At 38.1% G+C, this 12690-nt stretch carries 16 protein-coding genes; 11 read left to right on the top strand and 5 right to left on the bottom strand.

Annotation, left to right across the window (positions count from 1 at the left end; all coding sequences use genetic code 11):
* Genes AC2S94_RS03165 through mnhG form a run of 3 tightly spaced genes read left to right on the top strand, consistent with a single transcriptional unit; the run spans position 1 to position 1144 of the window.
* Positions 1-477 carry a Na+/H+ antiporter subunit E gene (locus tag AC2S94_RS03165; protein WP_484630060.1) on the top strand — a complete coding sequence of 159 codons (477 nt, stop codon included), beginning with the start codon at positions 1-3 and terminating at the stop codon, positions 475-477.
* Positions 474-746, top strand: coding sequence for a cation:proton antiporter (locus AC2S94_RS03160; RefSeq protein ID WP_484630059.1), 273 nt, complete (start codon positions 474-476; stop codon positions 744-746). Before AC2S94_RS03165 ends, AC2S94_RS03160 begins: the two co-directional genes overlap by 4 nt.
* Complete coding sequence (gene mnhG, locus AC2S94_RS03155) at positions 743-1144, top strand: monovalent cation/H(+) antiporter subunit G (RefSeq protein WP_484630058.1); 402 nt, start codon at positions 743-745, stop codon at positions 1142-1144. The genes AC2S94_RS03160 and mnhG overlap by 4 nt, the downstream gene beginning before the upstream one ends.
* A 9-nt stretch (positions 1145-1153) precedes the next feature.
* On the opposite strand, the gene AC2S94_RS03150 is transcribed toward mnhG, so the two are convergent.
* Positions 1154-1606, bottom strand: coding sequence for an MgtC/SapB family protein (locus AC2S94_RS03150; protein WP_484630057.1), 453 nt, complete (start codon positions 1604-1606; stop codon positions 1154-1156).
* Positions 1607-1639: 33 nt separating this feature from the next.
* Between AC2S94_RS03150 and AC2S94_RS03145 the strand changes: the two genes are divergently transcribed.
* From AC2S94_RS03145 to AC2S94_RS03110, 8 genes are all read left to right on the top strand, one after another.
* Entirely contained in the window at positions 1640-2797 is a 1158-nt protein-coding gene (locus AC2S94_RS03145; RefSeq protein ID WP_484630893.1) for an aminotransferase class I/II-fold pyridoxal phosphate-dependent enzyme, read from the top strand.
* Complete coding sequence (gene bioD, locus AC2S94_RS03140; protein WP_484630056.1) at positions 2797-3420, top strand: dethiobiotin synthase; 624 nt, start codon at positions 2797-2799, stop codon at positions 3418-3420. Before AC2S94_RS03145 ends, bioD begins: the two co-directional genes overlap by 1 nt.
* Positions 3408-4697: an adenosylmethionine--8-amino-7-oxononanoate transaminase gene (gene bioA / locus AC2S94_RS03135; protein WP_484630055.1), complete on the top strand. Its 1290-nt coding sequence runs from the start codon at positions 3408-3410 to the stop codon at positions 4695-4697. The genes bioD and bioA overlap by 13 nt, the downstream gene beginning before the upstream one ends.
* A gap of 76 nt (positions 4698-4773) precedes the next feature.
* Positions 4774-5385, top strand: a complete 612-nt coding sequence (locus tag AC2S94_RS03130; protein WP_484630054.1) for an SET domain-containing protein — start codon at positions 4774-4776, stop codon at positions 5383-5385.
* Between the two features lie 43 nt (positions 5386-5428).
* Positions 5429-6583, top strand: coding sequence for a beta-ketoacyl synthase N-terminal-like domain-containing protein (locus tag AC2S94_RS03125; protein WP_484630053.1), 1155 nt, complete (start codon positions 5429-5431; stop codon positions 6581-6583).
* 89 nt (positions 6584-6672) lie between these two features.
* Entirely contained in the window at positions 6673-7764 is a 1092-nt protein-coding gene (gene bioB / locus AC2S94_RS03120) for a biotin synthase BioB (RefSeq protein ID WP_484630052.1), read from the top strand.
* A 14-nt stretch (positions 7765-7778) separates the two neighbouring features.
* Positions 7779-8651, top strand: coding sequence for a cupin-like domain-containing protein (locus AC2S94_RS03115; protein ID WP_484630051.1), 873 nt, complete (start codon positions 7779-7781; stop codon positions 8649-8651).
* 11 nt (positions 8652-8662) lie between these two features.
* On the top strand, positions 8663-9529 hold the full coding sequence (locus AC2S94_RS03110) for a cupin-like domain-containing protein (protein ID WP_484630050.1): 867 nt from the start codon (positions 8663-8665) through the stop codon (positions 9527-9529).
* Here AC2S94_RS03110 and AC2S94_RS03105 read toward each other — a convergent pair.
* The 4 genes from AC2S94_RS03105 to AC2S94_RS03090 form a co-directional block, all read right to left on the bottom strand.
* Positions 9519-9995 carry a regulatory protein RecX gene (locus tag AC2S94_RS03105; protein ID WP_484630049.1) on the bottom strand — a complete coding sequence of 159 codons (477 nt, stop codon included), beginning with the start codon at positions 9993-9995 and terminating at the stop codon, positions 9519-9521. The two genes, AC2S94_RS03110 and AC2S94_RS03105, sit on opposite strands and share 11 nt — an antisense overlap.
* On the bottom strand, positions 9985-10185 hold the full coding sequence (locus AC2S94_RS03100) for a hypothetical protein (RefSeq protein WP_484630048.1): 201 nt from the start codon (positions 10183-10185) through the stop codon (positions 9985-9987). Before AC2S94_RS03100 ends, AC2S94_RS03105 begins: the two co-directional genes overlap by 11 nt.
* Positions 10186-10302: 117 nt before the next feature.
* Positions 10303-10788 carry a YciE/YciF ferroxidase family protein gene (locus AC2S94_RS03095; RefSeq protein WP_484630047.1) on the bottom strand — a complete coding sequence of 162 codons (486 nt, stop codon included), beginning with the start codon at positions 10786-10788 and terminating at the stop codon, positions 10303-10305.
* Between the two features lie 213 nt (positions 10789-11001).
* Positions 11002-12540, bottom strand: a complete 1539-nt coding sequence (locus AC2S94_RS03090; protein WP_484630892.1) for an Rne/Rng family ribonuclease — start codon at positions 12538-12540, stop codon at positions 11002-11004.
* Positions 12541-12690: the final 150 nt, after the last annotated feature.

The following is a 12690-nucleotide window of genomic DNA, read 5'->3' as shown; positions in this document are numbered from 1 at the left end:
ATGAAGAATAAATTTCTTTCGAACATATTATTGACCTTTGTCTGGGTTGCCCTGACAGGAGATTTTTCATTCGAAAATTATCTTTTTGGATTCTTCCTGAATTTCCATATTCTTTGGTTGATCACTGTAGGTCGTAAGAGAAGCAAGTATTTTCTCATTGTTCCGAAGATCATCATATTGCTGGTTTTCTTTTTATATGAGCTTATTAAAGCAAATATCGAAGTTGCCTACGAGGTAATTACACCAAGACTGAATATGACTCCAGGGATCATTATGGTTCCTTTAGATGTGAAATCTGATATTGGGATTACGGTTCTGGCAAATATGATCTCGTTAACTCCGGGAACTTTGAGTCTCGATGTGTCTAACGATAAGAAGGTGCTTTTTGTACATGCGATGTACATTAAAGATAGAGATAAATTTATTCGTAGTATAAAGGATGGATTTGAACGTAGAATAATGGAGGTATTATCATGACGCTATTCGAATATTTACATTATATCATCTTACCGGTGCTGGTAGTATCAGCAGTGCTAATTTTATGGCGTTTTATCAAAGGCCCGAGCATAGCAGATAAGATTGTGGCGCTAGACCTTCTTATTACTACTGGGATTGGTGTAATTGCCGTTTATAGTATTATCTATAATCAGTCAACCTTAATGGATACGGCACTTATTTTGGCCTTGATCGCCTTTTTAAGTACGGTAGCTTTATCTTATTATCTCGAAAAAAGGAAAAGAAAATGATAGATATAATAATAGGAGCAATAGCGACTTTTGGTGCTCTTTTCGTTCTTTTTGCAGCGATAGGGCTGGTTAGAATGCCAGATACTTATTTAAGAATTTCAGTGACCACAAAAGCAGCAACCCTCGGTGTTGGACTGGTTTTGATGTCTACTACCGTTTATTTTAGTAATGCCGATGTGACTTCGCAGGCGTTCGTAATTATCCTGTTCCTTTTCCTTACTGCTCCTGTAAGTGCGCATTTAATTGGAAGGGCTTCCTATTTTATTGGGGTGAAATTATGGGATAAATCGGTTATGGACGAACTTAGAGGGAAATATCAGAAGAATACTCACATTCTAAAAAGTGTGGTAGATGATACTCCTGAAGATAATGTGGACCATACAAAGATGGATAAGTAAGATCTGAGTTTAATCTTCTTCATCCTCATTATTTTCTTCTTCCTTGGCTTTCTTCTTCATTTTATGCTCAATATATCCGAACACTAGATTAATGATAAGAATAATACCGCTTACAATTCCAAGTTCGGTATACATCCCGAAACCGGCTAAACATCCGGAAGCTGCACTACACCATACGGTCGCTGCCGTAGTTAAACCTTTTACTTTGCGCTGTTTTTCCAGAATGGTTCCAGCTCCAATAAAACCTATTCCCACTACGATCTGACCTAGCACACGGGTGATATCCACATACTTATCTCCCTCGAAGTCTAGAGACATCAAAATAAATAAGGCTGATCCCAGAGCAACCAGGGCATTTGTTTTTAAACCAGCCTCCTTTCCCTGTATTTCCCGTTCCAGACCAATAATAAGTCCGGCTATGGTTGCTAAAGTGGCTCTAAGTGCAAATAATTCCCAGTTCATAGTTTAATAGAATGAATGTGTATTTTTGTTTCCATGCGAAAGTTGCCGAAGAAATTAGAAAAAAAACTCGAGAGCAGAAAGAAAGATAACTCATTTCGAAAATTATTATCAAATTCGAAGGGAGTGGATTTTTTTTCAAATGACTATCTGGGATTTTCAAGATCCGGGATTATTGCTGGAAATGCAGGAAAGCTATTGCAGGAATATGGTGAAATAAATGGTGCTACAGGTTCAAGATTACTTTCAGGGAATCATCCTTTGTTTCAAATACTGGAAAATCAATTAGCCAGTTTTCATAATTCACAGGCAGCTCTAATTTATAATTCCGGGTATGATGCCAATCTAGGTTTTTTTTCCGCAGTACCTCAGAAGAACGATCTTATCTTCTACGATGAATATTCGCATGCATCCATTCGTGACGGATTGAAAATGAGTCTGGCGAAAAGCTTCAAATTCAGGCATAACGATTTTAGTGATCTCCAGGAAAAACTGGAACGCTTAAAAACCCTTGTTGAAGATTCGGAGATTTATATAGTTACGGAATCTGTATTTTCCATGGATGGGGATTCACCGGGATTGCAAACTCTGGTTAATATTTCTGAAGCTTATAATGCTAATTTAGTCATTGACGAAGCCCACGCTACTGGTGTCATCGGGAAAAAAGGTGCCGGATTGGTACAGGAACTAAACCTGGAAAACAAGATTTTTGCCCGTATTCATACTTTCGGAAAAGCTATGGGTTGTCATGGTGCCGTGGTCCTGGGTTCAAAAGATTTCAAAGATTACCTGATTAATTTTTCCCGTAGTTTGATCTATACTACTGCGCTTTCTCCACATTCGGTGGCTACTATAAGCGCAGCATATCGGTTTTTGGAAAAAGATCCTTCAGCCTTAGAAAAGCTTGAATATAATATTCAACATTTCCGAAGTGAGGTTGAAAAAAAGGGGCTTTCTGAAATATTTATTGATTCAGATTCTGCGATCCAGGCTTGCGTGATTTCTGGAAACGATAATGTGAAAATTGCAGCCAAGTTATTAGAAGATAATGGCTTCAATGTAAAACCTATTCTGTCACCAACTGTTGCCAAAGGCAGCGAAAGATTAAGATTTTGCGTTCATAGTTATAATTCTTTCGAGGAAATCTCGGAGGTCTTAAAAGTCTTGGGTAATTTTGTGGCAAATTCTAAATAATGCCGAATACATTTTTCATTACAGGTATTGGAACCGAAGTTGGAAAAACAGTGGTTTCAGCAATAGTGACCGAGGCTCTGAAAGCAGATTACTGGAAACCGATACAGGCTGGAGACCTGGAAAATTCAGATTCTCATAAAGTGAGAAAAATGGTAAGCAATAAAGAATCTAATTTTTTTGAGAATGCTTTTGCTTTAAAAACACCTATGAGTCCTCACGCTGCTGCTGAAATAGATGGTGTTCAGATCAAGATTTCCGAGATAAAAAGACCGGATTCTGAAAAAGATCTGGTTATTGAAGGTGCAGGCGGACTAATGGTTCCATTGAATGATAAGGAAGTTATTGCAGATCTTATCAATAAAAATGACCATGTGATCCTTGTTTCCAGGCATTATCTAGGAAGTATTAATCACACTTTGTTAAGTATCGAAGCTTTAAAGAATCGGGGAATTGAAAACATTGGTATCATTTTTAGCGGGGCGGAACATCCAACTACCGAAGCTGCGATCAAAAAGATTGGTAATGTGAAGATCATCGGTAGAATTGATGAAGAGCCCTATTTTGATGAAATGGTGGTTAAAGAATATGCGGAAAAGTTTAGAAAAGGATTATGCGAGATATAAAAGTGGCAAAGGAGAGTCTGAAAGAAAGAGATCAAAGACATTTGTGGCACCCGTTAACACAGCATAAAACGAGCCCGGAAATGTTACCGATCAAGAGTGCTAAAGCCTGTATTTTGGTTGATGATGAGGGCAATGAATATATCGATGGAATTTCTTCCTGGTATACCGCGGTTTACGGGCATTGCAATCCATACATTACCAGTAAAGTAGGCGAGCAGATGCTAAAGCTGGATCAGGTTGTTTTCAGTGGATTCACGCACGAACCTGCGATCAAACTTTCTGAGGCTTTAGTAGATATACTTCCGGAGGGACAGCAAAAATTATTTTTTAATGATAATGGTTCCACGGCTACCGAGATCGGGATTAAGATGGCGCTGCAATACCATCATAACCTGGGAAATGATCGTAAGGTGATGCTTGCTTTCGAAGAAGGTTTTCACGGTGATACTTTTGGTGCGATGTCCGTTTCAGGATTATCTGTTTATAATGGCGCTTTTGAAGATCATTTCATTAGGGTTGAGCGAATTCCTGTCCCTACCGGAGAAAACAATTCAGAAGTTATAGAAATTTTGAAACGACTTATTTCTGAACATAAATTTGCCGGATTTATTTACGAACCTTTGATCCAGGGTGCGGCAGCTATGAAATTTCATGATGCAGAGGGACTGAATGAAATTTTAAAGATCTGTCGTGAAAATGATATAGTGCTTGTTGCAGACGAAGTTATGACTGGTTTCGGAAAAACCGGAAAATATTTCGCTTCAGATTATATGTCTGAAAAGCCTGATGTTGTTTGTATGTCAAAGGCCCTTACTGCAGGTCTGCTTCCTATGGGCCTTACTTCTTGTTCTCAAAAGATCTATGATGCATTTTATTCAGATGAAATTGCCAAAGGACTTTTTCATGGACATACCTATACAGCGAATCCTTTAGCCTGTGCAGCAGCTCTGGCCGGGGTGGAATTGCTAAGATCTGAAGAAATTCAGGATTCCATTAAAAGGATTTCTGAAGCGAATAGGTCATTCGGTCAGAGATTATCCGCGAATTCCAAAGTGAAAAATGTTAGAACAAAAGGAGTGATTTTTGCTTTTGAACTTGATGTGGAAACCGATCGTTATGGTAGCCTACGAAACAGGCTTTTCAAATATTTCATGGATAAAGGCGTTTTTCTCCGCCCGCTAGGAAATACCATCTATATAGTTCCGCCTTATGTAATTTCAGATCAAGAGCTTCAGAAAATTTATTCAGTGTTGGAGACAGTGATTGATGAGTTTTAAAAATTTTCTTTCAGAGCAATAATTTTCAAATTCGGATTCAATTTTTATCTAATTTAGATAGGTTAATCTGAGAATTATGATGCATCCTGATACAAAGTTGAAGTGGGTAAGTGCTGAAAAAGGATTTGGTGTTGTGGCTACCAGAAAAATTCCTAAAGGAACCATTACATGGGTTCAGGATGAATTAGATAGGATTTTCGCACCAGAAGAACCAGAGTCTTACAAACCTATGGCCAGGGAGATGCTGGAAAAGTATAGTTTTCGAAATAGCGAAGGAGAGCATGTGCTTTGCTGGGATATCGCCAAATACGTAAATCATAGTTTTAATTCCAATTGCCTTTCTACCGCCTATAATTTTGAAGTTGCCATAAGAGATATAGAGATTGATGAAGAGCTTACCGATGATTATGGATATTTAAATTTAAGTGAGTCATTTGTCCCTGAAGATGAAGGTGTAGAGCGAAAAACTGTGAATCCCGACGATATCCTTAAATTATATAAAGAGTGGGATACGTTGCTTGAGCCATTATTTACTAAGGTGCAAAGTTTAAACCAGCCATTAGGTGATTTATTATCTGCCGAAATAAAGAATGAAATCCGAGAGATCGCTGCCGGAAAGAAAAAAATGCTTTCCACAAAAAATCTTTATTTTAAGCCAAAGAAGCAGAATTTAGGTTCCGAAATTTAGCCAGTCGTTATTTCAGCCTTATTTTTGTCGAAAAAGTAAGCTTTTGAAAACGCCTGTTTCTATATCTTCAATTGGAACGATTTCCCCGCTTGGGAAATCGCCGGAAGAGATCTGGAAAAATTATTTATCTCAAGATCATTTTTTTCAATTTAAAGCAGAGGAAAGTTCAATTTCCTGGACTGGTGATCTGCCGGATAAATTAAAAAGAGAAGTCTCTGATCTTCGCGCAGAAAATTCGAAATATCGTTATCTAGATGATTCGGTTTTATTTGCCATTCTTGCTGCCAGAACTGCTTTTCAGAAAATGGAAATATCAGATAGAGATGCGGGTATCAATATTGGAAGCAGTCGTGGAGCGACTGGACTTTTCGAAAAATATCATGAAGAATATATAAAAACTGGGAAATCTTCAACTTACAGTTCACCTAGCACTACATTAGGAAATATTTCCTCATGGGTCGCGCAGGATCTGCAGCTGGAAGGGCCTGAATTCTCTCACAGCGTTACCTGTTCAACCGGTATGCATTCTATTCTAAACGCTATTGCCTGGCTGGAAAGCGGTATGGCAAATAATTTTCTGGCTGGAGGAAGTGAAGCTCCGCTTACCGGTTTCACGCTCGCACAAATGCGGGCAATGAAGATCTATGCTTCTGAAAAACTAGATCATCCCTGCCGATCCCTGGACATGGATAAGACTAAAAACTCAATGATATTGAGTGAAGCTGCAGGAATTGTCGCTTTGAGTAAAAAAGTTGATGAAAAATCTCTAGCAATCATCAAAGGTATTGGTTATGCCAACGAAACTTTGAAACATGGTGCATCACTGAGTAAAAATGGAAAATGCCTTCAGAAATCGATGAAAATGGCCATGCAAGGCTTTCGTGAAGACGAAATTGACGCGGTAGTGATGCACGCACCGGGCACTATTGGAGGCGACCTGTCTGAGGTTAATGCAGTGAAATCTGTATTTTCAGAAGGTATGCCAGCGATTACAAGTAATAAATGGAAAATAGGGCATAGCTTCGCTGCTTCCGGCATCCTGAGCCTTCAAATGGCCGTGATGATGCTTGAAAATGAGCAGTTTTTGAATGTGCCTTTTTCAGAATTTCAGAAACAACCAGATAAATTAGAGCATATTTTAGTGAATTCTGTAGGTTTTGGCGGAAATGCAGTTTCAATTCTTGTTGGAAGAAGCTAGAAATTGTTAGCTTTCCCGTTTATAATTCTTACGGAAGCTTTCCTGAATAAACCTTAGTTTTCATTATTTTTGAATACAAATTGAATTACATGGCAATTAAACACAACTGGACCAAAGAAGAAATCCTAGAGATATATAACAAGCCTTTTATGGAGTTGCTTTACGAAGCAGCAACGATTCACCGCGAGCATCATGACCCAAATACGGTTCAGGTGTCCACGCTACTATCAATAAAAACAGGAGGTTGTCCTGAAGATTGTGGTTATTGCCCACAGGCAGCCAGATATCATACAGATCTTGAAGGGAATGACTTGATGAGCGTAAACCAGGTGAAAGCCCAGGCTTTGCGGGCAAAGGCTTCCGGTAGTTCTCGTGTATGCATGGGCGCAGCCTGGAGAAATGTAAAGGACGGTGAGGAATTCGATAATGTTCTGGAAATGGTGAGAACCATTAACAAACTTGATATGGAAGTTTGCTGTACACTTGGAATGCTTACCGAAAACCAGGCTGAGCGTTTAGCTGAAGCAGGGTTATATGCCTATAACCATAACCTGGATTCTTCCGAAGAATATTATAAAGAAGTTATTTCTACCCGAGGTTACCAGGATAGACTGGATACGATTGGAAATGTTAGAAAAACCAATGTGACGGTTTGTAGCGGTGGAATTATAGGAATGGGGGAAAGCGAGGCAGACCGCGCCGGGATGTTAGTGGCCCTATCTACATTAAATCCGCAGCCGGAATCTGTGCCGATTAATGCTTTGGTTCCTGTGGAAGGAACTCCTTTAGAAGAGCAACAACCGGTGCCGATCTGGGATATGATAAGAATGGTGGCGACTACAAGAATTGTGATGCCAGAAACTCAGGTGAGACTTTCAGCAGGAAGAACCCAGATGAGCAGAGAAGGACAGGCGATGTGCTTTTTTGCTGGGGCAAATTCCATCTTTGCGGGAGATAAGCTTTTAACCACTCCAAATCCAGATGTAAATGAGGATATGGAAATGTTTAAGATGCTTGGGTTAAATCCGCAGAAGGCTTTTGAGAAAAAATCTCAGCCGGAAAGCGTGGATGCTGAAAATAGCAAATACAAGAGTAAAGGTGAAAAGCCAAAATGGTCACGACCTGCTCACAAGATCGAAAGAAATCTTGAGGCGCAACAAAAAGCTAAATCAAAAGCCTAGATAAATCCTGAATTTTGAAATTAGATCTTCAAAATATTCCAAGAAGAAAGAATCTATCGAAAGATGAATTTCTTAGCGAATATTTTCAGCCGGAAAGACCGGTGATCATTGAAGATCTTACTGAAAATTGGCCCGCTTATAAAAAATGGAGTTTTGAATACTTCAGGGAAAAAGCTGGAGATGTCGTGGTGCCATTATATGACGGGAAACCGGCTAAGGGCAGGCAGAATTCCCATGGGCCAGCCATGAAAGTTCCTTTCAAGGAGTATATTGATATTCTTAAAAAGGGACCTACAGATCTAAGAATGTTCTTTTTTAACCTGCTTCAGAATTGCCCTGATCTGGTCAAAGATTTTGAATATCCGGATCTTGGAGTAAAGTTTTTTAAAAAATTGCCGGTGCTATTTGTTGGCGGTGAGGGTTCCAAGGTGGTGATGCACTACGATATGGATCTTGCCAACAATTTTCATTTCAATTTTGTCGGGGAAAAGAGAGTGATCCTTTATTCGCCAGATCAAACTGGGCTATTGTATAAAGTTCCTTTTTCTATCGTTAGTATGGAGATCATTGATATGGATAATCCTGACTTCGATAAATATCCGGCGCTGGCTAAGGCTAAAGGTTTTGAAGCGCGTTTGAAACATGGAGATGCCTTATACATTCCAAGCCACTGGTGGCATTTTATAAAATACGAAACTCCCAGTTTATCATTAACTTTAAGGTCATTGCCAAAATCACCAAAAAAGATTGCGGAGGTTTTGAATAATCTGCTGTTTATGAGAAATTATGATAACCTGATGCGGAAGCTAAGGGGCCAGAAATGGATCGATTATAAAAACAGGGTCGCTATAAAAAGAACTAACAGGAATGCTGGAATTGAAGAATGATGCAGGAAAAAATGAATCTAGAACAAATACCAAGGATTAAGAAAATCTCTAAGGCCGATTTTCTGAAGGAATATGTTCAGCCTCAAAAACCTGTGGTAATTGAAGAACTAATAGAGGACTGGCCAGCATTTAAAAAATGGAATCTTGATTATATTAAAAAAATAGCAGGCGATAAGGAAGTACCGCTTTACGACGACAGGCCCATTTCTTCCGAATACAAATTCAATGAAGCTCATGAAAAGATGAAAATGAGCGATTATATTGATCTTTTGAAGTCTGGCCCTACCAATTACAGGATCTTCCTTTATCATCTTATGAAGGAAGTGCCAAGCCTTCAGAAAGACTTTAAATTTCCTGATGTTGGATTAAGATTTCTAAAACAACTTCCCATGTTGTTTTTTGGAGGTGAGAATTCGCGGGTATTTATGCATTACGATATCGATTATGCGAATATTCTTCATTTTCATTTCCACGGAAAGAAGCAATGTATACTATTCCCTCCTTCAGAAAGTAAGTATCTGTATAAAGTTCCTCATGCCTTAATTTCCAGGGAGGATATTGATTTTAACAATCCTGATCTGAAGAAATTTCCTGTTCTTGAGAAAGCAAAAGGTTATATTACTGAATTAAATCATGGGGAAACCCTTTATATGCCCGAAGGATACTGGCATCATATGACCTATCTAACCGCGGGATTTTCTATGAGTTTAAGGGCTACTCCACGGACATTGACTAATTTTTCCAAAGCAGTTTACAATCTCATTTTCATGAGACATTTTGATAATTATATGAGAAAAATAAGAGGGCAGAAGTGGATTGATTATAAAAATGAGCAGGCAATTAAACGGACTCATAAAAAGAATGATATCAATCAATAATTTCATTCACGCAGTCAAAAACCAGAGAAGATTCATAACCTTTTCTGAGTAAATGGTCTGCCAGCTTTTTCTTTTTTTTAAATAAGTTTATTTCAGATATTTTTTCTGATTTTTTCTCAGCAAGGTCATAAAGTGTTTTTCGGTAATCTGATTCTTTTATTTCAGATAGACCTAGTTTAATGATAGGAGTCGAGATCTCTTTCTTCTTTAATTCCTGGGTAATCTTAATTCGTCCCCATTTCTTAATCCTGAATTTTCCTCTTACAAAGCTACGAGCAAATCTTTCTTCGTTCAGAAAGTTTTCCTGCATTAAATTAATTATGATCTTTTCTTTGGCTTCAGGAATCATTCGCATATCATCAAGCTTGGTCTCAACCTCTTTTTGCGACCGATCACGATAAGCGCAATAATGCATCAGCTTTTGCATGGCTTCGTCTACCGTATATGATTTTTGATCATGCTTCATTTCCGGCGAAGTATCTTTTTAGATTGATAATTTGAAAGATTATGTTGAAAATAAACCAGGCTGCAAAACACAAAACTTCAGCGGCAATAATATATTCAGTATTGAAAATGTTGATAGATACCGGTTCTCCGTAGAAAGTGAAGCCGAAAATAAGGGTGATAATACTTACTAAAACCGAATATTTTCTCATGCTCCAAATATAGAATATTGAAGTTTATTTAGTTTGTTATAATTGAATTCTGTAGTCTTAACTTATAAAAAAACCTTCCGTTAAGGAAGGCTTCGATGGTTCACTACTTAATAGATGCTATTTTTTTGCCTTTTTATTAAGGCGGCCTTCAGCCAGTTTATCCAGCTTATTGTCTGCATCATATTCTTCATCCAAAGTTTTCTGAAGCTTGGCGGCAATATCCTTATGTCCAAGTTCTTTGGCATATCGAACTACCGTACCGTATCCGGCAATCTCATAATGCTCTACTCTCTGTGCATCCGCGATCAGGCCTGCATCTCTCACTTCTTCTGAAGCATCCTCTTTTAAAAAGTCTTCTGCTTCCTCAATAAGTCCTTTCATAGCTTTGCAGGTTTCTCCGTTGGGACTAATGTTTAATTCTTTGCAGATTACCTCGAGGCGACTTTTGTGCTCCTTGGTTTCATCAAGATGACTCTCAAATGCCTTTTTAAGTTTCTCATCATGGGAATTCTTTGCCATTTTTGGAAGAGCTTTAATAAGCTGACTTTCTGCACTGAATAGATCCTTCAACTGGTGCTCAAATAACTCTTTTAAATCTTTCATGATTCTATATTTATTGGTTAATAACGTATAAATCTAATCCTGAAAGACTCTGTGTCGAGTTAAAACACTACTAAAGATTTGTTGCTTAATTACTAATTATTCAGGATTCTCAGTGATAGAGTTATTATATGATGTGATATGGGCTAAACGATGCAAAAAAATTAAAAAATTGCAAAAAAAAACGCCTTCCAATTGCTTGAAAGGCGTTTTTTGTTATTTGATCACTTTCCCGTCTTTATCGTGAAAGTGGTACTCTAAATACGTGTAAGCATCGCGAGGTAAAATTTTCACCCATCTTTTGTGGTCTACAAACCACTTAGATCGGGGAGATGGAAAGCCTTTAGTTAAAAAGGCTGCAATAAATGGATGTGCGCTAAGCGTGATCTTTTTATGTTCTTTCTTGATCAGTTTTTCAAGGTCAACTTTGATCTTGTTCACCAAACTTATTGGTGCTTCAATTTCACCATTACCGTTAGGATTTTCCTCACGGGTCTTGATGTTCATCTCTGGCCTTACGCGCTGTCTCGTAATTTGAACTAATCCAAACTTACTTGGTGGCAAAATCTTATGTTTTGCTCTGTCGTCACTCATTTCATTTCTAAGGTGATCATAAAGCTTCTTTCTGTTTTCAGCTTTATTCATGTCTATGAAGTCTACTACGATAATTCCTCCCATGTCACGTAGTCGTAACTGGCGAGCAATTTCGGTAGCACTAATCATATTTACCTCAAGAGCGGTATCTTCCTGGTTCTTAGATTTGTTAGAACGGTTTCCACTATTCACGTCGATGACGTGCATGGCTTCGGTGTGTTCTATGACCAGGTAGGCGCCTTTACTCATGGAAACGGTGCGCCCAAAGGAAGTTTTAATTTGTCTTTCGATACCATTCTTCTCGAAAATGGGTTGGTTGGATTGATGCAATTTTACGATTGATTCTTTTTCTGGAGCGATCTCGCTCACATAATCTTTAATTTGGGTATAAAGCGTTTCATCATCTACGCAAATAGAAGTAAAGGAGTCATTAAAAATGTCTCTTAGCAGGGAAGAAGCCCTGTTCAATTCTCCCAGTACTTTAGAAGGATGATGCGGTTTATACAGTTTTTTACACATGGCTGTCCAGCGACCTACTAAATTTTGAAGATCTCTGTCCAGTTCTGCTACTTTTTTGCCTTCGGCTACGGTTCTAACAATAACCCCAAAACCTTTGGGTTTAATGCTTTTTACCAGTCTCTTTAGGCGTTCCTTTTCGTCTTTGCTTTCAATTTTCTGAGAAACTGAAATTCGGTTTGAAAAAGGTACTAATACAATATAACGGCCGGGTAAGGATAGCTCTGAGCTTATTCTTGGGCCTTTTGTAGAGATTGGTTCCTTTACGATTTGAACCAGTAGCGACTGATTTGATTTTAAGACATCGGCAATAGAGCCGTTTTTGTCTATATCCTTTTCAAAAGTAAAATTCTTTAAAGAATAGTCTTTTAATTTACCTGTGCTTACACGTTTTATGAACTTCAGCAAAGAAGATACCTGAGGTCCCAGATCATGATAGTGTAAAAAACCATCTTTCTCATAGCCAACATTTACAAATGCGGCATTTAACCCAGGAACAGCTTTTCTAATTTTGGCGATATAGATATCACCTACATTAAATTTATTGCTGTCTTCTTCCTTGTTAAGCTCAATAAGTTTTCCATCTTTTAATAAGGCAAAATCTACAGCAGAAGGTTCGGACCGGATAATTAATTCTTTGTCCACACTTCCAGATTTTTTATCCATATCTGTTATAAAACAAACATAGATGGATTAAACATTATTTTTTCACAGGTTTTGAATCCTGAAGAAACCTTAACAACATAGAAATTCTGTTGTTGGGTTTCGATTTCAAAGAACGATTTAAATAAAAAA

The sequence above is a fragment of the Christiangramia pacifica genome (genome assembly GCF_057221535.1).
The sequence above is the reverse complement of the archived record's forward strand: the minus strand, read 5'-3'. Positions and strand labels throughout refer to the sequence as shown.

What these genes read in the sequence shown, in the direction of transcription:
- bioA (WP_484630055.1), top strand. Translation starts at nt 3,408, where the DNA reads ATGCGAGATATAAAAGTGGCAAAGGAGAGTCTGAAAGAAAGAGATCAA.
- bioD (WP_484630056.1), top strand. Translation starts at nt 2,797, where the DNA reads ATGCCGAATACATTTTTCATTACAGGTATTGGAACCGAAGTTGGAAAA.
- bioB (WP_484630052.1), top strand. Translation starts at nt 6,673, where the DNA reads ATGGCAATTAAACACAACTGGACCAAAGAAGAAATCCTAGAGATATAT.
- mnhG (WP_484630058.1), top strand. Translation starts at nt 743, where the DNA reads ATGATAGATATAATAATAGGAGCAATAGCGACTTTTGGTGCTCTTTTC.
- AC2S94_RS03160 (WP_484630059.1), top strand. Translation starts at nt 474, where the DNA reads ATGACGCTATTCGAATATTTACATTATATCATCTTACCGGTGCTGGTA.
- AC2S94_RS03105 (WP_484630049.1), bottom strand. Translation starts at nt 9,995, where the DNA reads ATGAAGCATGATCAAAAATCATATACGGTAGACGAAGCCATGCAAAAG.
- AC2S94_RS03095 (WP_484630047.1), bottom strand. Translation starts at nt 10,788, where the DNA reads ATGAAAGATTTAAAAGAGTTATTTGAGCACCAGTTGAAGGATCTATTC.
- AC2S94_RS03145 (WP_484630893.1), top strand. Translation starts at nt 1,640, where the DNA reads ATGCGAAAGTTGCCGAAGAAATTAGAAAAAAAACTCGAGAGCAGAAAG.
- AC2S94_RS03165 (WP_484630060.1), top strand. Translation starts at nt 1, where the DNA reads ATGAAGAATAAATTTCTTTCGAACATATTATTGACCTTTGTCTGGGTT.
- AC2S94_RS03130 (WP_484630054.1), top strand. Translation starts at nt 4,774, where the DNA reads ATGATGCATCCTGATACAAAGTTGAAGTGGGTAAGTGCTGAAAAAGGA.
- AC2S94_RS03110 (WP_484630050.1), top strand. Translation starts at nt 8,663, where the DNA reads ATGAATCTAGAACAAATACCAAGGATTAAGAAAATCTCTAAGGCCGAT.
- AC2S94_RS03150 (WP_484630057.1), bottom strand. Translation starts at nt 1,606, where the DNA reads ATGAACTGGGAATTATTTGCACTTAGAGCCACTTTAGCAACCATAGCC.
- AC2S94_RS03100 (WP_484630048.1), bottom strand. Translation starts at nt 10,185, where the DNA reads ATGAGAAAATATTCGGTTTTAGTAAGTATTATCACCCTTATTTTCGGC.